Annotated in this window: 20 protein-coding genes and 3 pseudogenes; 13 read left to right on the top strand and 10 right to left on the bottom strand. The window is 59.7% G+C overall.

The window, feature by feature from the left end:
• Window positions 1-81: 81 nt before the first annotated feature.
• The 4 genes and pseudogenes from CWE01_RS23170 to CWE01_RS34375 all read left to right on the top strand — a co-directional run.
• Window positions 82-1,134, top strand: a complete 1,053-nt coding sequence (locus CWE01_RS23170) for a LacI family DNA-binding transcriptional regulator (RefSeq protein ID WP_100942873.1) — start codon at window positions 82-84, stop codon at window positions 1,132-1,134.
• 262 nt (window positions 1,135-1,396) lie between these two features.
• Window positions 1,397-2,713, top strand: a complete 1,317-nt coding sequence (locus CWE01_RS23165) for an MFS transporter (RefSeq protein ID WP_100943032.1) — start codon at window positions 1,397-1,399, stop codon at window positions 2,711-2,713.
• A gap of 38 nt (window positions 2,714-2,751) precedes the next feature.
• A complete protein-coding gene (locus CWE01_RS23160; protein WP_100942872.1) occupies window positions 2,752-3,912 on the top strand; it encodes a mandelate racemase/muconate lactonizing enzyme family protein in 1,161 nt (386 codons plus the stop codon).
• A pseudogene (locus CWE01_RS34375) lies at window positions 3,893-4,000 on the top strand (NAD(P)-dependent alcohol dehydrogenase); the annotation flags it as partial. The gene CWE01_RS23160 and the pseudogene CWE01_RS34375, both read left to right, overlap by 20 nt.
• Here the strand turns inward: CWE01_RS34375 and CWE01_RS23150 are convergent.
• A complete protein-coding gene (locus CWE01_RS23150; RefSeq protein WP_100942871.1) occupies window positions 3,981-4,577 on the bottom strand; it encodes a plasmid pRiA4b ORF-3 family protein in 597 nt (198 codons plus the stop codon). The pseudogene CWE01_RS34375 and the gene CWE01_RS23150 sit on opposite strands and share 20 nt — an antisense overlap.
• 249 nt (window positions 4,578-4,826) lie before the next feature.
• Window positions 4,827-5,309 carry a response regulator gene (locus tag CWE01_RS23145; RefSeq protein ID WP_100942870.1) on the bottom strand — a complete coding sequence of 161 codons (483 nt, stop codon included), beginning with the start codon at window positions 5,307-5,309 and terminating at the stop codon, window positions 4,827-4,829.
• Window positions 5,310-5,554: 245 nt separating this feature from the next.
• Here CWE01_RS23145 and CWE01_RS23140 point away from each other — a divergent pair, with 245 nt between their 5' ends.
• Window positions 5,555-6,082: a winged helix DNA-binding protein gene (locus tag CWE01_RS23140; RefSeq protein WP_100942869.1), complete on the top strand. Its 528-nt coding sequence runs from the start codon at window positions 5,555-5,557 to the stop codon at window positions 6,080-6,082.
• Window positions 6,083-6,164: 82 nt separating this feature from the next.
• Window positions 6,165-6,536, top strand: coding sequence for a GNAT family N-acetyltransferase (locus CWE01_RS34370; RefSeq protein WP_100942868.1), 372 nt, complete (start codon window positions 6,165-6,167; stop codon window positions 6,534-6,536).
• Here CWE01_RS34370 and CWE01_RS23130 read toward each other — a convergent pair.
• Window positions 6,467-6,691: a hypothetical protein gene (locus tag CWE01_RS23130; RefSeq protein WP_100942867.1), complete on the bottom strand. Its 225-nt coding sequence runs from the start codon at window positions 6,689-6,691 to the stop codon at window positions 6,467-6,469. The genes CWE01_RS34370 and CWE01_RS23130 overlap by 70 nt on opposite strands.
• Window positions 6,692-6,906: 215 nt before the next feature.
• Here CWE01_RS23130 and CWE01_RS23125 point away from each other — a divergent pair, with 215 nt between their 5' ends.
• Both CWE01_RS23125 and CWE01_RS23120 read left to right on the top strand, forming a co-directional pair.
• Window positions 6,907-7,278, top strand: a complete 372-nt coding sequence (locus CWE01_RS23125) for a hypothetical protein (RefSeq protein ID WP_100942866.1) — start codon at window positions 6,907-6,909, stop codon at window positions 7,276-7,278.
• 3 nt (window positions 7,279-7,281) lie between these two features.
• A complete protein-coding gene (locus CWE01_RS23120; RefSeq protein WP_100942865.1) occupies window positions 7,282-7,464 on the top strand; it encodes a DUF1289 domain-containing protein in 183 nt (60 codons plus the stop codon).
• On the opposite strand, the gene CWE01_RS23115 is transcribed toward CWE01_RS23120, so the two are convergent.
• Window positions 7,461-8,303 carry an oxidoreductase gene (locus tag CWE01_RS23115; RefSeq protein ID WP_100942864.1) on the bottom strand — a complete coding sequence of 281 codons (843 nt, stop codon included), beginning with the start codon at window positions 8,301-8,303 and terminating at the stop codon, window positions 7,461-7,463. The genes CWE01_RS23120 and CWE01_RS23115 overlap by 4 nt on opposite strands.
• 239 nt (window positions 8,304-8,542) lie before the next feature.
• On the opposite strand from CWE01_RS23115, the gene CWE01_RS23110 reads away from it, so the two are divergent.
• The 3 genes and pseudogenes from CWE01_RS23110 (at window position 8,543) to CWE01_RS34360 (ending at window position 11,009) form a co-directional block, all read left to right on the top strand.
• Window positions 8,543-9,481, top strand: coding sequence for an AraC family transcriptional regulator (locus CWE01_RS23110; RefSeq protein WP_100943031.1), 939 nt, complete (start codon window positions 8,543-8,545; stop codon window positions 9,479-9,481).
• A gap of 214 nt (window positions 9,482-9,695) precedes the next feature.
• Window positions 9,696-10,472 (top strand): annotated as a pseudogene (locus tag CWE01_RS34365) (PAS domain-containing protein); the annotation flags it as partial.
• The gene (locus CWE01_RS34360) at window positions 10,455-11,009 is read left to right on the top strand and encodes a methyl-accepting chemotaxis protein (protein WP_371315539.1); all 555 of its coding nucleotides are present in this window, start codon (window positions 10,455-10,457) and stop codon (window positions 11,007-11,009) included. The pseudogene CWE01_RS34365 and the gene CWE01_RS34360, both read left to right, overlap by 18 nt.
• Before the next feature lie 37 nt (window positions 11,010-11,046).
• On the opposite strand, the gene CWE01_RS23100 is transcribed toward CWE01_RS34360, so the two are convergent.
• Both CWE01_RS23100 and CWE01_RS23095 read right to left on the bottom strand, forming a co-directional pair.
• Window positions 11,047-11,661 carry a LysE family transporter gene (locus CWE01_RS23100; RefSeq protein ID WP_100942862.1) on the bottom strand — a complete coding sequence of 205 codons (615 nt, stop codon included), beginning with the start codon at window positions 11,659-11,661 and terminating at the stop codon, window positions 11,047-11,049.
• A gap of 73 nt (window positions 11,662-11,734) precedes the next feature.
• A complete protein-coding gene (locus CWE01_RS23095) occupies window positions 11,735-12,526 on the bottom strand; it encodes an AraC family transcriptional regulator (RefSeq protein ID WP_100942861.1) in 792 nt (263 codons plus the stop codon).
• A gap of 337 nt (window positions 12,527-12,863) precedes the next feature.
• Between CWE01_RS23095 and CWE01_RS23090 the strand changes: the two genes are divergently transcribed.
• Together CWE01_RS23090 and CWE01_RS23085 are read left to right on the top strand one after the other, a co-directional pair.
• Entirely contained in the window at window positions 12,864-13,499 is a 636-nt protein-coding gene (locus CWE01_RS23090; RefSeq protein ID WP_100942860.1) for a lytic polysaccharide monooxygenase auxiliary activity family 9 protein, read from the top strand.
• A gap of 49 nt (window positions 13,500-13,548) precedes the next feature.
• Window positions 13,549-14,580 (top strand): annotated as a pseudogene (locus CWE01_RS23085) (chitinase); the annotation flags it as partial.
• Window positions 14,581-14,654: 74 nt separating this feature from the next.
• On the opposite strand, the gene CWE01_RS23080 reads toward CWE01_RS23085, so the two are convergent.
• The 4 genes from CWE01_RS23080 to CWE01_RS23065 form a co-directional block, all read right to left on the bottom strand.
• Window positions 14,655-14,861, bottom strand: a complete 207-nt coding sequence (locus CWE01_RS23080) for a YXWGXW repeat-containing protein (protein ID WP_100942858.1) — start codon at window positions 14,859-14,861, stop codon at window positions 14,655-14,657.
• An 86-nt stretch (window positions 14,862-14,947) separates the two neighbouring features.
• Window positions 14,948-15,427: a periplasmic heavy metal sensor gene (locus CWE01_RS23075; protein ID WP_100942857.1), complete on the bottom strand. Its 480-nt coding sequence runs from the start codon at window positions 15,425-15,427 to the stop codon at window positions 14,948-14,950.
• On the bottom strand, window positions 15,424-15,858 hold the full coding sequence (locus CWE01_RS23070) for a hypothetical protein (RefSeq protein ID WP_100942856.1): 435 nt from the start codon (window positions 15,856-15,858) through the stop codon (window positions 15,424-15,426). Before CWE01_RS23070 ends, CWE01_RS23075 begins: the two co-directional genes overlap by 4 nt.
• The gene (locus CWE01_RS23065; RefSeq protein WP_100942855.1) at window positions 15,855-16,436 is read right to left on the bottom strand and encodes an RNA polymerase sigma factor; all 582 of its coding nucleotides are present in this window, start codon (window positions 16,434-16,436) and stop codon (window positions 15,855-15,857) included. Before CWE01_RS23065 ends, CWE01_RS23070 begins: the two co-directional genes overlap by 4 nt.
• Window positions 16,437-16,473 lie beyond the last annotated feature (37 nt).

Below are 16,473 nucleotides of genomic sequence, written 5' to 3'. Positions count from 1 at the left end.
GGGGTTTTGGTAGATTCCCCGCGCTTACAGCCTGCCTCGCACGGCAGCTTCAGAGACTGAGCTTCAGATTCGGAAAGGTTCATGGCCAAGAAACCCGCGGCGTCCTCCACTGACACTTCGATCAACGCTTCCAAGAAGGGCGCCAGCCTGACCTTGATTGATGTGGCAAAGGTGGCCGGCGTTTCGCCGATGACGGTTTCCAGGGCCTTGCATCGACCGGAACTGGTGACCGAGGAGACCCGGGAAAAGGTCCGTGAGGCGGTGCGCAAGACCGGCTATGTTTCGAATATGCTGGCCGGCGGCCTGGCGAGCAACAAAAGCCGTCTGGTGGCGATTTTCCTTCCGACCATTGCCAACTCCATTTTTGCCGACACCGTGCAATCACTGATGGATCGCCTGACCCAGGCGGGCTATCAAACCTTGCTGGGGCTGACCGGCTACTCCGCCGAGCAGGAAGAAAAACTGCTGGAAGCGGTCCTCGGCCGCCGCCCGGACGGTATTGTCCTGACGGGCACGCTGCACACCGAATCCAGTCGTCTGCGACTCGCCCAGGCGGGTATCCCGGTGGTTGAGTCCTGGGACTTGAGCGAAGATCCCCTGGATATGCTGGTGGGCTTCTCCCATGAAAAGGTCGGGGAGGAGACCGCCCGGCATTTGCTGAAAAAGGGCTACAAGCGTTTCTCGGTGGTGACCATCAGCGACCCCCGTGGCCTGCGCCGCTGCAACAGCCTGATTGCCGAGCTTAAGCGCCAGGGCATCGAAGAGGTGCCGATGGAGATCCTGGCGCCACCGGCCACCCTTGAAGTGGGCAGGGAAGGGCTGCGCCGCCTGCTTGAACAGCCCGTGCCGCCGGACATTGTGGTGTGCAGCTCCGACACTGTGGCTCAGGGCGTCCTGGCCGAAGCCGCCAGTCGCGGGATGAATGTACCGTCGGACCTGGCAGTCATGGGCTTCGGCGATCTGAGCAGCGCGGCCCAGGTTCACCCGGCCTTGTCGACCGTCAGCGTCGATGGCAAGAACATTGGCCTGCAAGTGGCCCAGGCGCTGCTGGAGCGCTTCGAGTATCCCGCCGGCAGTCATCATCCCGTGCGGATCGACACCGGTTTCACCCTGATCGACCGCGCCAGTACCTGATCCTCAAAACAGCTTTTCCCGATAACCACAGGGTTGAATGATTGCGCAATCAGTGTAGTATCGGCGCAAAGGTCATCTGCCCTGCCGGGCGGGACCTTTTTTTGAATCTCTCGATGATTGCGCAATCATTTGCCGATCATGCTGCTATCAGGAGCCGTAAGGGCCACATGGATTCGCCGCTGTACTCACAATAAGGAAAATAATAGTGATCACGCCTACGCCATCGGTCGCGAAGACCAACGTCCGCTATCTCATCCTCGTGATGATCTTCATCGTCACCGTATTCAACTACGTTGACCGCGCCACGTTGTCCATTGCCGCACCGAGCATGCGCAGCGACCTTGGTTTCGATGCCATGACCATGGGCATTGCCTTCTCGGCCTTCGGCTGGGCCTACACCTGGATGCAACTGCCCGGCGGCATCGTCCTCGACCGCTTCGGCTCGCGTCTGGTGCTCGGCATGAGCCTGATCATCTGGTCGGTGTTTACCTTCCTGCAGGGTTACGTCGACCTGTTCAGTTCGGCCTTTCTGGCGCTGTTTGTCCTGCGCTTCATGATGGGGGTGGCCGAAGCACCGGCGTTTCCAGCCAACAACCGCCTGACGGTGATGTGGTTCCCGCGGCATGAACGGGGCCTGGCCACGGCGGTGTTCCAGTCCGCGCAGTATTTTGCCCTGGCGGCGTTCACCCCGGTGATGGTCTGGCTGGTCAGCACCTGGGGCTGGCAGCACGTGTTCTGGGTCACCGGTGTGGCAGGCATCCTGATCGGCCTGCTGTGGTTTCGCATGGTGCAGGAACCGCGCAAGGACAAGCGCACCAACCAGGCTGAAATCGACTACATCGAAGCGGGCGGGGGCCTGCCCACCATCGGCGACGTGAAGACGCCTTTCAGCTGGAAAAGAATGAAGGCCATCGGTGGCAATCGCATGATGCTGGGGATCTACCTGGGTCAGTTCTGCCTGACCTCGATCACCTGGTTCTTCCTGACCTGGTTCCCCACCTACCTGATCGAAGCCAAGGGCATGACCCTGTTGAAGGTCGGGCTGGTGGCCGCCATTCCCCCCATCGCCGGTTGCCTGGGCGGCATGATCGGCGGTGTCTGGTCGGACTGGATGCTGCGCAAGAATTTCAGCCTGACCGCGGCCCGCAAGACGCCGATCATCTGTGGCCTGTTGCTGTCGAGCAGCATCATGGTCGCCAACTACACCCAGTCGATCCCCCTGGTGATCCTGGTGATGTCCATTGCCTTCTTCGCCAAAGGGGTCGGCAACCTGGGCTGGTGCATCGTCGGTGACGTTTCGCCGGCCCGGGCCATGGGCGTCAGCGGGGCGATGTTCAACTTCTGCGGCAACCTCGCGAGCATCGTCACTCCCATCGCCATCGGCGTGATGATCAACCAGTTGGGCTCTTTCGACGTCGCGTTGATCTACGTGGCCGGCATGGGGCTGCTGGGGGCGTTTTCCTATCTGTTTATCGTCGGGCCGCTCAAGCGCCTGGAGCTCGATGATTTCGAGGATCCACCGGCCAAGCCTGCCGACGAGGCTGCACTGAGCAGCGAACTGACACCACAGCGTACCTGATCCTTTTCAAGACCTCATCACCGTTCAAGGAGAGCCCCATGCTCGCAGCACAACACGCCATCAAATCCTCCGACGACGACCGTATTGCCTGGGTGCGTGTGTTTTCGGTGATCCTGCCGCTGGCCAACCCGATCAGCGATGCCAAGGTGCTCACCGGACGGCAGAAGCCGATGACCGAAATCGTCATCCTGTTCGCTGAAATCGAAACCATCGACGGTCATCGTGGGCTCGGCTTCAGCTATTCGAAGCGGGCCGGTGGGCCGGGGCAATTCGCCCATGCCCAGGAAATCGCCCCGGCGTTGATCGGCGAAAACCCGAGTGACATTGCCAAGCTGTGGACCAAGCTGTGCTGGGCTGGCGCTTCGGTGGGACGGAGCGGCCTGTCGACCCAGGCCATCGGTGCCTTCGACGTGGCCTTGTGGGACTTGAAAGCCAAGCGCGCCAATCTTTCCCTGGCGCGCCTGCTCGGTGCCCAACGTGATTCCGTGCGTTGCTACAACACCTCCGGTGGTTTTCTGCACACGCCGCTGGATCAACTGATGAAGAACACCGACCTGTCCCGTGAAAAGGGCATTGGCGGTATCAAGCTGAAGGTCGGCCAGCCGGATTGCGCCATCGATATCCAGCGTGTCAGCACGGTTCGCAGGCACCTGGGGGACGACTTCCCCTTGATGGTGGATGCCAATCAGCAATGGGATCGCCCGACGGCCCAACGCATGTGCCGCCAGTTTGAGCAATACAACCTGATCTGGATCGAAGAGCCGCTGGACTGCTACGACGCCGAGGGCCACGCCGCCCTGGCCCTGCAATTCGATACGCCGATTGCCACCGGCGAAATGCTCACCAGCGTTGCCGAGCACGCCGAGTTCATCAAGCTGCGTGGCGCCGATTTCCTGATGCCCGACGCACCGCGGGTGGGCGGGATTACGCCTTACCTGAAGGTCGCGGCCATGGCCGAACACGCGGGCCTGATGCTGGCGCCGCACTTCGCCATGGAACTGCATGTTCACCTGGCGGCGGCTTACCCGACGGAGCCTTGGGTCGAGCATTTCGAATGGCTTGAGCCGCTGTTCAACGAGCGCCTGGAAACCCGTGACGGTCGCATGCTCGTGCCCACTCGTCCCGGTCTGGGCCTGACGCTCAGCGCGCAGGTCAAAGCCTGGACTGCACAAGTCGCCGAGGTGGGTATTCGTCCATAAGCCCCTGTTCGAGAAGGTGCGTGAAGCCGATGAGCACCTCACCAGAGGTGCCTTTGGCAAAGTCGTTATCAAGGTCGCTGGAGCCTGATCTGTTTCAACGACCGATTGATACGCACACAATCAAAAGTCGTCGGATCAAAGCCGTTATCGCCGAACCACTCCAGCACGCTCTCATGCTCGGGGTGGTCGGCGTCATTCAGGGCCGTCAGGAACTCGTCGTAGCCCAGCATGCCGCCGATATCTTCCGGCGGCCGGGCGTTGGCGCCGTCGATGCAGTAGGGCAGCTGCGGGCAAACGTCAGCGGGGATGATTTTTTCCAGCCTGATCACGTGTTCCCAACCATCCCTGAAATCGTAGACATAGCGGAAAGTCCGATTCCCCCGCAGGGCGCCGATCAACGTCTTGCGTTTCTCCGCAACGATCGGCGGTTTCCAGCCGGTGCTGGAGTCGGAAACGCCGTAGCTGTCACCGGAAATTTCAAATTCATGCAGGTGCGTGTCCGTCCAGCCCATCGTCGTCTGAATAACCTGGTGCAGGTTGCCCAAGGTGATGCTTTCGGGGACCGCCACCTGGCGCCAGATTGTGGGTGTTATCCACTTCAGCTCAATACGTAAAATCAGCACACGGTCGGTTTGGGGTGTCGGCAGTTGGGCAATCTGGGTCATGAGTCAGGCAGCCTCTCGAAGGTCAATGGGCAAGGAGCGAGGTCAGGGATCGCTCTGGGCTTCATCAGTCATCCACTTCAAGTGTTCTGTCTCTGGAGTATCTGTTGTAGGAGCTTGATGGGTGGACGCCATACTCCGATGGTAGCGACGTTGTTCATCGGCGAAAATCAGACTGCAAGGACAAGTTTGGTATGAATTGACCTACAGAAACAGGGCTGTATTTAAACGTATCGAACTGGGAGGAACCATTTACTCTTGTCGGGCTGTTAGCGTTTCGAGTGTTTTTTGGAGCGTGTTGATATCCATCGGCTTTTGTATGCATTCATTGAATAGGGAGGCCTGGCATTTTCTTCGCACCTCCTCCGGCGGGTTGGCGGTGATGGCTATAATGGGCATGCTCTGCGGATCAAACCCTTGCTGGCGAATCTTCATGGCGGTTTCAATGCCGTCCATTCCGGGCATTTGAATATCCATCAGGATGGCATCGTAGGATTTGCACAACATACCCAGGGCTTCATAGCCATTGCTGGCCATGTTGACGCTGCAATTAAGGCTTTTCAAGATATTGCAGTGAAACTCACGTACTCGCTCATCATCGTCAACGATCAAGATGGAGAGCCAAGTGCTCGGCTTGGATGGGGTGTCGGTAGGGCTGGTTTCCTTTAGCTGCCGATTAGGGGATTGCTGGCTGGTCGGGAGCCTGATGCGGTTCGGGTGGGTGTTTTGGCACATAGAAGATCCCTCTGTTCCCTGGGACGATTTGCTTTGTGATTCGCTTTGAAATTTATAAAACGAATGGGCTTGTCGTTCAAGAGGGCGGTATATCGTTGGTTGCTGGTGTTTCTGTAGGTCAAATCTTGTTGATGTGTAGGGCGCAAGATCATTTTGTGCGACCAGGTTGATTTCTTGGTGTGTCCATTGCCAAGTTAGGCAAAGTGTGCAGAAATTGATTGAATCAAGGACTGAAGGCCCAACTCATGCAGATTGATAAGACATGGCATCTGGCTGCCACTGATAGTGAAGTGGATTGGACTGAGTTCGAGCTGCAGCTTTGGAGGGTATTCAATGCCTTCAAGCGTTGGCAGTTGGAGTGCGAAAAAATGGCCAACGATAATAAAATGTCAATTGATGAGCTTGCGGTACTTCACGTTATTCGGATGAATGATCGCCCTAAAACCATTGCGGAGGTGGGGCAACTGTTGAATCGCTCGGATTATTTTAATATTAATTACAGTGTGACAAAGCTCAGCGAGCGAGGGTTGATCAAAAAATATCAGCCGTTCAAGAACCGGCCGGTGCAACTCAGCGTTACCGAGGAAGGTCGCAAGAACACGGAAAAATACACAGAGGCACGCAAAAATATACTGTTTGGGGAGTTCTCGCGCGAAATCGGTGGTATCAATCTCCAGGAGGTCGTTCTCGGACTCAGGCAAATCAAGGGTGTGTATGAAGAGGCTCATCGAGCGGCTTCGACTTACAAGCCTGTCAAGGCGGAGTCTGGTTGAGTTCAGTAGTATCCCTTCATGGAGCATGGTCGGTATGGCAATTCTGCGCTAGTTTTGACGACCTCAAACCCCTGAGGTCCTCATGATCACTATCCGTCTACTCGATGCTCAGGATGCACAGCGTTTCACCCAGCTACGCCTCCAGGCTATTGAAACCTCGCCCACTGCCATATGGCCTACCTGGCAGGAAGAGCTGTCCCGTTCGACCGAGCAGACGGTTGCACGGATTCAATCGACCTCCACCCAGGCCGTGTTTGGAGCCTTTCTCGGTGACCTGTTGGTCGGCTTGACGGGCGTACGCCGCGAGCCGCTTTCGCAAGTGGCGCACAAGGCGACGATCTGGGGTGTGTTCGTTGATCCTGCTCAACGGGGCAAGGGGATTGCTCAGCTCGCTCCTTCGGCACGCGCAACCTCGCCGCGCAGGGCATTGGCCAGCTCTTCGCAGCAGCGGTAATAGGTTCGCTCGGCGATCTTGACGGCTTTGAACCCTTCTTCCAGTGTGTCTTGGGGCGACTTGCTCAAGGCGGCGACCGTTGTGCGCCATGCCATGCGGGCGTTGTCTGCTTCGGTCAGGTAGGGTTTCAAGAGATCTGCGTCAATCATCGTCATAGAGGGCGATTCCTGTCTCTGGTTTTTCTGTGGCAGGCCTGCTGTCGGACTGGATATCCGTCGCCGCTGTTTTTTCTTCGTTCAGCTTAGGGGGCGGCGGATGAACTGTCGACTGTTCGTACGTGTGCCTGAAGCCCCGCTTGTCGTCCTGTCGATACCGGGCTTTGTCGACGATGAGGCATACTCTGCGCCGCCGAGATGAAAAGGATCAAACCATGTTGTTGAGTAAACGCGAGCAGGCGCAAATCGAGCGCCGCCTGGTTGCGACCCTGACCGAGGCCTGCGAGACGGCCAAGGCCCGAATCGTCGGGTTTGTCTGGCTGACCCACGAAGTGGACTTCGCGCACTTTCCTTCCAGCCTGCGGGTGACCTGGGTTTTCGATACCCGGGCCAACCGCGATCAGGCGCTGGCTGGCGAGTCCGCCCAGATGCTCGAACTGACCGCCGAGGCCTTGCGCGAAGCAGACGTTGAGGTCAAGCAGGTCGCTGCCCATCTGGCGTTCGACAGCGAGGAACATTGCCAGCAAGTGAGCGCCGGCAACTGGCAACAGCACCTTGCTCGCAGTCCGCGGCCGGGGCGCCACTGAACCATGGCCAAGGATATCGACAATCCCTGTATTTCCGTGTGCCAGCTCAACAGCGAGATGTGCCTGAGCTGTGGGCGCTCCAAGGAAGAGATCAAGCAGTGGAAGCGCATGAAGCGCCCGGAAAAAATGGCCGCGGTGCAACGCGCGGCCCTGCGCCTGAAAAGCCTGCAGAAAAAGAAGCGTTAATCCGCGTCAAAGTCCGTGGAGCGGGTCAGCGCCTCCCAGGCGTCGAGTTCCGCAGCATAGCTGGCGAGCTTTTCCCGAACCAGTGTGAGCGCATCGCTGCCCAGTAGCAGATGAGCCGGCGGCTGCTCGCTGGCGATCAGGGTGAGCATGGCCCTGGCCGCCTTGGCGGGATCGCCCAGTTGTTTGCCGCTCTTGGCTTCGCGGGCCGCTCGGATGGGTTCGAACAAGGCGTCGTAGTCGGCGATGCTGCGGGGCGAACGAACCATGGAACGGCCCGCCCAGTCGGTACGAAAGGATCCCGGGGCAACGGCGGTGACCGCGATGTTGAACGGCCTGAGTTCCTTGCCCAATGCCTCGGAGATCCCTTCCAGTGCGAACTTGCTGCCACAGTAGTCGGCGACCCCGGGGAAGGTGATGAACCCGCCCATGGAGGTGATGTTGATGATATGGCCGCGACGACGCTGACGCAGGTAAGGCAGCAGCGCCTTGGTCACCGCCACGGCGCCAAAGACATTGACCTCGAACTGTTGGCGTATCTCTTCGAGCGATGACTCTTCGAAGATCCCCTCGTGACCATAACCGGCGTTGTTGACCAGGACATCGATCGGTCCCACGGTGGACTCCATCTCGGCAATCGCTGCATCGATCCGCCCGAAATCGGTGACATCGAGCAAGCGCCCGAAGGCTTGGGAAGGGCCCAGGGCTTCAAAGGCTTGCCTGGCCGACTCGTTGCGCACCGTACCGATCACGCGATGGCCGGCGGCAATCGCCTCGATGGCGAGGGCTCGCCCGAAGCCGCTGCTGACGCCGGTGACAAGCAGGGTTTTGACTGAGGACATGCTGATTTCTCTCATGGCAAAGGAATGGGTTCGGCAACGGGAGGCCCCGCTGTACGAATGCCTCAACTTTAGTCCCCATGCGTCGCGAGGGAGAGCTCGCTTCCTCTGAATGTCTAGCCTATTCCTATGAGCGGTCTGTTATTCCGGGCCAGCCTTGAGCACAATCGATGACAAGGCCAGTGAGGACGGGAAACCAGGTGAACGCCGAGACGTGGGACGGGAGTGACGTGCGCAAGCGCATGATTGCACTGATGGACAAGCTGACACCCGAGGAAGGTTACAACCTCACGGTGCTGCCGCAGGTGCGTTTCCTGCGTTCCAATCGGCCGTTGAGCCTGACCCCGGTGTTTTACCAGCCCGGTATCGTCATTGTCTGCCAGGGTAGCAAACGCGGTTTCTTCGGCGACCAGGTCTACCTCTACGATGAGCAGCATTACCTGGCCGTTTCAGTGCCGGTGCCGTTCACCATGCAAACCCAGGCCAGCGAGCAGGCGCCGTTGCTCGCCATCTACCTGTACCTGGATTTCAATGTCGTCGCGGATCTGATCCTGCAAATCGACCAGCAGGGCGGCGTTGCTGCGTCCAAACCCCAGGGCATGCTCTCGACCCCCATGGACCGGGCGATGAGCGAGTCGGTCCTGCGTTTTGTCGAGGCCATGGGGCGGCCCCTGGAGGCGGAAATCCTCGGCCCTTCACTGGTCCGTGAAATCTACTTTCGGGCGTTGACGGGGGAGCAGGGCGGCGCCATGCGCGCGGCGCTGACCCTGCAAGGTCAGTTCGGCAAGATAGCCAAGGCCATTCGCCGAATTCACGGGGCCTTCAGCCTGCCACTCAGTGTGGAGCAACTGGCGGCTGAAGCGGGCATGAGCGTTCCTTCGTTCCACAGTCATTTCAAGTCGGTCACCCAGACCTCACCGCTGCAATACCTCAAGTCGATCCGGCTGCACCAGGCACGGCTGCTGATGGTCCGCAACGATGTAAGCGCCGCCAGCGCCGCTTTGGAAGTGGGCTACGAAAGCGCTTCGCAATTCGGCCGTGAGTTCAAGCGGTTGTTCGGCAACAGCCCGATTGAAGAGGTCAAGCGCATGAAGGCCAGTTTCGTGGTGCCGCCGCCGGGATGGCCTGCCAGCGCCAGCCCGATACCGTCCTTCGCACGCCCGGCAATGATCCTGCCATAAAACCCGCCTGTCGCCCCACGCGGGCCGTTCTGCAAGACGCCTTGAGCTGAACTATGTTGTTAACAACCACGCCTGCATTTTGCGGCCTGGGGGACGAGTGACTCTTGGCGTTCAAGCAATCTGCGGCGTCAGTTCGAGGCGACCGATGGTCTCAGTGATTGCCCGGTTACACCGATAGTCTTGGAATAACACGGCAAAAGGGATTCTTGCAGTCATGTTCAATACTCATCTGAAGAAGAGATTAGAGAGCAAAGAAGAAGAGCTTTTCAAGTTGCACCAGTTGTTCCACGGCATGACGGCAGAAATGGTCTCACTGGTGCTCGACCCGCAGTTCCGCATCATCGACTTCAATCAACGTTTTCTCGACCTGCTGGGGTATAACGCCGAGCAGGTGCGGGATCGGCCGTTGGACCAGATGGTTCCTGCCTATGTCAAAACCCTGGACTGCTACCGTAACCTCCAGGCGGCGGTGGCCAAGGGCGAGTCGGTCAGCGACAATTACCGTTTCCTGCGCGCCGATGGCAGCCTGGCCTGGTTGCAGGGCTGTTGGCAGCCGGTCCGGAACGAGAAGGGCGAGTTGTTGCATATCCAGTGTTTCGCTCGCGATGTCAGTCAGACCGTTGAGACCATGAAGGAGAACGAGGCTTTTATTCGCGCGCTGCTGCGTTCCACGGCGGTGATCGAGTTCAATCTCAAGGGCGAAGTGATCACCGCCAATGACCAGTTCCTGCGAGCCATGGGCTACTCGCTGGCGCAGATCGTCGGTAAACATCACCGCATTTTCTGTTCTCCCGAAGAAGCGGCGTCCAGTCAGTACCAGGCCTTTTGGGCGACCCTCAATCGTGGGGAGTTCGTCGCGGATCGGTTCAGGCGCGTCGACAGCCAGGGGCGCGATGTCTGGCTGGAGGCCACTTATAACCCGGTCCATGATGCCCAGGGTCAACTCTACAAAGTGGTCAAGTTCGCCAGCCTGGTGACCGACCAGGTGGAGCGCGAGAAAGAGGTCAGCGAGGCGGCGGGCATTGCCTACGACATCTCGTTGCAGACCGACACGACCGCACAGCGCGGGGCCACGGTGGTCAAGGACACGGTGCTGACCATGCAGGCTATTTCCGAGGAAATGCAGTCGGCGTCGGAGGGCATCGAAGCGCTGGGCAAGCAGTCGATGTTGATTACTTCGATGGTCCAGACCATCGGCGGCATTGCCGCGCAAACCAACCTGCTGGCGCTCAATGCCGCCATCGAGGCGGCCCGGGCCGGGGAGCAGGGCCGTGGTTTCGCGGTGGTGGCCGACGAGGTCCGGCAACTGGCGGGACGCACCAGCGCCGCCACCGAGGAAATCGTCACTGTGGTCCAACAGAACCAGAAGCTGGTGGACGAGGCGGTGCGGGACATGTCCACCAGCCGGCACAAGGCCGAGCAGGGCGTGTCCCTGGCCAATCAGGCCGGCGAGGTGATCATCGAGATCCAGGATGGCGCCAAGCAGGTGGTAGGCGCGGTGGGGCGGTTTGCCAATCAGCTGAAGTGAACGACAAGGGGCGTCTGATACTCAGGCGCCCCTCGTTTTAGAACACCGCCCGCAGCGCCAATATCGCCAGGTAGATCAGGGCCACTCCGCACAGGCCATGGCTGAGCCGCTGCCAGCCCGGGGACGCGGCTTTCCTGAGGACGTTGACCAGGGCCGCGATGACAAAGCAGCAGGCCACCGAAGCGAACATGAAGCCGGCAAAGAACATCAGGGTTTGCCCGTGGCTCGGGGTCTGGCCGACGATACCGGAGAGGGCGCTGCCCAGCGCGCCCCAGTAGACGACATTTTTCGGGTTGGCGATGGAGATGGTCGCGCCGACCATCAGGGCGTTTGTCCCCGGCCGTTCGGTCGCGCTTTCGGCCTCGGGCAATTGCCAGGCGTCCCTCAGGCTGCGGATACCCAGCCACGCCAGATAGGCCGCGCAGGCGCTCGTGAGCGGAATCCGTACCTGCTCGTGTTCCAGCAGCAGCGAAAGCCCCGTCAGCCCGATCACCGCCCAGAGCGCGTCGCCCACCAACGAGCCGATTTGCACCAGCAGCGCCGGCTTGAAACCATGAAGCAAGCCGCGGCGCAAGGTTTCCGCCAGGACAGCCCCCGGCGACAGGCAGAACACCACGCCGAAGATCAGCGCGCAGAAGAAGATCGTGAGCATGCAAGCCTCCAATAACCGTTTGGCGGCATTGTCGACGCAGACCTGAAAGCGATCTTGTACCGGATTGCGCTTTTCAGCGTTTCACGGCGCTTTGATAACGGCCGGGCGTCAGCCCATAGGCCGCCTTGAAATGCCGGTTCAGATGGCTCTGGTCGGTAAACCCCAGGGTGTAGGCAATGTCGCCAGGCGCTGCGCCGTTGCGCAACAGTCCCTGGGCACGCCGGGTCCGCAGTTGCATGGCCCACTGTCGCGGGCTGAGTCCGGTTTCGCGCTGGAAGGCTCGCAGGAGGTGGAATTTCGACAGGCCGAACTCGTCGCTCAACTCTTCCAGGCTTTGCGGAGCCTGCAAGCGCTCGGCGATGATGTCCTGGGTCCGGTTCACCAGGCCGCGCCCCACTGCGGCGGTGCCCGGCAGGCGCAACCCGCTCAACGTCACGATCTCCCCCAGCAGCACGACCAGGGTCTCCTCGGCGATGGCCCGGAGCAATGGGTCTGGCAGCAACGACTGTTCCACCGCCCGCGCGAATTTTTCCGCGAGCTGCGGCTGATAGCAGAGCGCCCGGCCAAACTCCAGATGCTCCAGCCCCAGGTCCGTCGCCAGTTGCCCGGCACTGACATAGAGGCTCACGAAACGCCAGGGCGTATCGGGCGCGGCACCTCCGCCCTGGATCTGGCCGGGATTGTAGAGGGTGATGTTGCCGGCGCCAGCGCTGAAGGTCCGCCGGTCCAGCCAGACCTTTTCCTCGCCCAGCAGATTGACCCCGATCACGCATTCATCGTGGCTGTGCCTGGCGAAGTTCAGGCCTGTGCAGGCAGTGCTGGAAATCTCGTACTTGTCCAACCAGGCATAACGTATGGAGTTCAAAGGGAGGGCCCGCCATTGCACTGTGGCGCTCAGGATACCCAGCCTTTGGGGGGTGATCCATGGGTGTTTAAAAATATCTTGTTACGTTTTATGGGTGTTTGTGGATAATTTTTTCATGAGCGGTATGACCAGGGTTTATTGCGAATAGGGCATGTAATCTATTCGCCGTGTTGTGCGTAAGTCTTGTCGTTTATTTTTTAAAAATTCAATTTATTCAGAGGGTTATAAATTAACGATTAAGTTCAGTGTTTTGGCATTAGATGGACATTCTTGTTGTTTGAGCTAGGTTGAAAGTTCTCCCTGAGTTGGAGAGATTTCTATCAAAGGAGTGAGAAGAATGAACAAGCCTTTATCCAAACCTGAACTTAAACATGGTCGTGTCGTTTCGCCGTCCAGCCGTGGATCGGTGGCTGTGGAACTGGGGCTGCTCGGTACCTGGCAGGTCAATGAAATGGAGGGTGGGAAGAATTTTCCGGCGCTCACCGCCGGGCCGTTCCCCAAGCCGTTTGAAACCGATGACCAGAGCGTCGTCCCACCCGCTGACGGTTACATCCTCAGTGGCGGGAAAAACGATGCCCGTGACTGCATCAATTTCACCGACGAGGAGTTGAGCAAGAAGCTCAACCGCCCTTATGCCTGGCCACTGTTGAACGTCAATCCGGGGCAGGCCTTCCATGTGCAGTGGGAATACACCGCCGCCCACGTCACCCGGGGCTATCGCTGGTTCATCACCAAGGACGGCTGGGACCCGAAACAACGCATCAGCCGTGCGCAACTGGAAGCCAAGCCGTTTTACGAGGATTTCTACACCCAGGTGCCGTACTACCAGCACAGCGATGAGTTGAAGGCCAAGGTGGAGCACGAGGTGAAACTGCCGGCGGGCAAGAAGGGCCGGCACGTCATCGTCCTGTTGTGGATCGTCGCCAATACCGGCAACGCCTTCTACCAGGCGTTTGACGTGGATTTCAAATGACCTTGCCGCTGGGCAATCGATCTCATGCAAATTTCTAAAGGACTGGAATGTGACCACAATCGATTTTTCACTGCTCAAATCCAAGGCCAGCGATGCGGCGTCGGCGATGCCGAGCCTGGCCGGCAAGAAAATCCTCATGGGTTTCTGGCACAACTGGGCCGCGGGGCCGAGCGATGGCTACCAGGGCGGGAAGTTCGCCAACCTGGCGCTGACGGATGTGCCCACGGAGTACAACGTAGTGGCGGTGGCCTTCATGAAAGGCAACGGCATCCCGTCGTTCAAGCCGTATAACCTGTCCGATGCGGAGTTCCGCCGCCAGGTCGGTGTGCTCAACGGTCAGGGCCGTGCGGTGCTGATTTCACTGGGCGGTGCCGATGCCCATATCGAACTGCACAAGGGCTCCGAGCAGCCGCTGGCCAACGAAATCATCCGCCTGGTGGAAACCTACGGTTTCGATGGGCTGGATATCGACCTGGAGCAGAGTGCCATCGACTATGCCGACAACAAGACGGTGTTGCCCGCCGCCCTGAAACTGGTGCGCAACCATTACAAGGCCGAGGGCAAGCACTTCATCATCAGCATGGCCCCCGAGTTCCCCTATCTCACCACCAACGGCAAGTACATCGATTACATCACCGCGCTCGACGGCTACTACGACTTCATTGCGCCGCAGTATTACAACCAGGGCGGTGACGGCGTCTGGGTGCCGGAGGCCAATGGTGGCAGCGGGGCCTGGATCGCGCAGAACAATGATGCGATGAAGGAGGATTTCCTCTACTACCTGACCGATAGCCTGGTCACGGGGACGCGGGGCTTTACCCGGATTGCGCCGGACAAGTTCGTCATTGGCCTGCCGACCAATAACGATGCGGCGGCGACGGGTTACGTGATCGACCCGGCGGCGGTGGTCAATGCGTTCAAGCGACTGGATGCCGCCGGCCATTCGATCAAGGGGCTGATGACCTGGTCCATCAACTGGGACCAGGGGCTGAGCCGGCAGCAGGTGCCTTACAACTGGGAGTTCCGCAATCGCTATGCGCCGCTGATTCATGGCGCGTTGTCGGCGGCTGAAGTGCCAGCGGGCAAGCGGCAGGCCTGAGCTGAAAAACAAAACCCGGCGCTTGCGCCGGGTTTTGTCTTATTTCTGTCTAAGCCTTAGCGCCAATGCCCAGGCACCCAGAGCCACTGATTACCACCCCAGCGATAATGTCCGGCGACCCAGTGATAACCAGGCCCAGGCATGACCGGTACGACTTCGACAATCGGCGGCGGTCGACGCGGATGCACGGGCTCGACAATACAACCGGCCAGTGAGGCGGCCATCAGGGTGGCAACAAGCGTGGTCTTGAATATTCGCAACATTGCGTAACTCCTTGCTGGGCATTTAGTCGTCGCCTTGTTGGCGGGCTTCATGAGTTAAACGTTGCTACACGCCAAATCCGTCGCGGCTACAGGTTTTTCTGCATGGCCTTGCCTTTGCCCTGCGCGCGGAAATACAGCGAGTCGACCAGCTTGCGCCGCTCCTCCTGGGGCAGGGTGCCGGCGAATTCCGCCAGGGTGTTGTCCACCAGCGAGCGGAGTGCGACATCCGCCTCACGGGCCTTGCCCAGATCCGCCAGCAAGGCCGGCCGGTCCAGTGTCGGTGCCTCAAGCTGCTTGATCACATCCTGACGAGCCTGGCGGCCTGCCATGATCAGCGGCTGGCTGTCGGCTCGATTGCGGCGTAGCAGTTGGCGCAACTCATGCTGTCGCGCCTCGGGCAACTGCACCATGGCCTGGCGCAAGCCGTGCTGGTTGACGGCGGCCATGGCCGGTTTCGCATTGACCAACCAGTGGTAGACACCACCACCGATGCCACAGATCAGGAAGACATTGAGCATCAACGACATCAGGAGGAAGTTCTTGATGGTCTTGGACGGTTGACTCATTGCTCGCTTTCCTCGGCGTTTACGGTGAAGACGATATCGGCATCGCCCTGGTCGAAGACGCTCGGCAGCGCTTCGGATGCAGTGGACAATGGCAGGCTCAGCGAGACCACCAGGATGCCGGTGGCAATCCCCGCCAGGCCCACGCCGACGAAGCCGACACTGGACAGCCAGTCGGCATAACGGCTCCAGAACGACACCGGCTTGGTCATGACCGCTGAAGCGGCGATACGCCGGACCAGGGCCGGGTCGGGAGGCGCCAGTTGATAGCTGTCGAGCAGGCTGTCGAGCTGCCGGGCCTGTTGCAGCACCTGGAGCGACGTGACATCGCCACGCTCGAGCAAGCCCAGGGCGGCGCCGCGCTCGGCGACCGGCCAGCGTTGCAGGTCAGCGCCGTAGGCGTCGGCCAGGTAAGCAAATCGTTCGGGCGTCATCGTCTTCCCCTTCCTAGGCTATCTGGGCCGTGCGTTTCGGCGAGGTAGCTGCGCAGGTTGCGCCTGGCCCGCGATAGCAGGCTTTCCAGTGCATCGACGCTGATGTTCATCAGCGCCGCCGCTTCGATGTTCGACAGCTCCTGGTAGTACTGCAACACGATGGCCTCGCGTTGACGATCGGGCAACGCGGCCAGGGCCGCGGCCATCTGTTCACTGCGCGCGGTCGCCTCCAACTCTTCATCGGGGCGGGGGGCGCTATCGACCAACTCGTTGCCGGGTTCGTCGTCCTCCAGCGGGCGCTCCTTGCGCTTGCGCAGGCGGTCGTGACAGAGGTTCAGCACCACCCGGTGCAGCCAGGTGTCGAAACGCGCCTCGCCACTGCGCCAGTTCGCCGCCTGTCTCCAGATGCGCAGAAAGCTTTCTTGCGCCACATCCTTGGCCTCATCGGCATCGCCCAGTATCCGGCTGGCGAGGGCGAGCAAACGGGGCAGCTTGCGCGACACCATCTCGTTGACGGCGGCCGGCTCCTTGTTGCCAATACGGGCCAGCAGCTCAACGTCCGGATCAATTTCTTTCAATCGGGCAAGTCTCGGTCCGGTGATGGGTTCGGGTAGG

The sequence above is a fragment of the Pseudomonas sp. QS1027 genome (assembly GCF_002814235.1).
GTDB lineage: Bacteria > Pseudomonadota > Gammaproteobacteria > Pseudomonadales > Pseudomonadaceae > Aquipseudomonas.
Note: the sequence above shows the minus strand (reverse complement) of the source record. Positions and strands in the feature narration are given on the sequence as shown.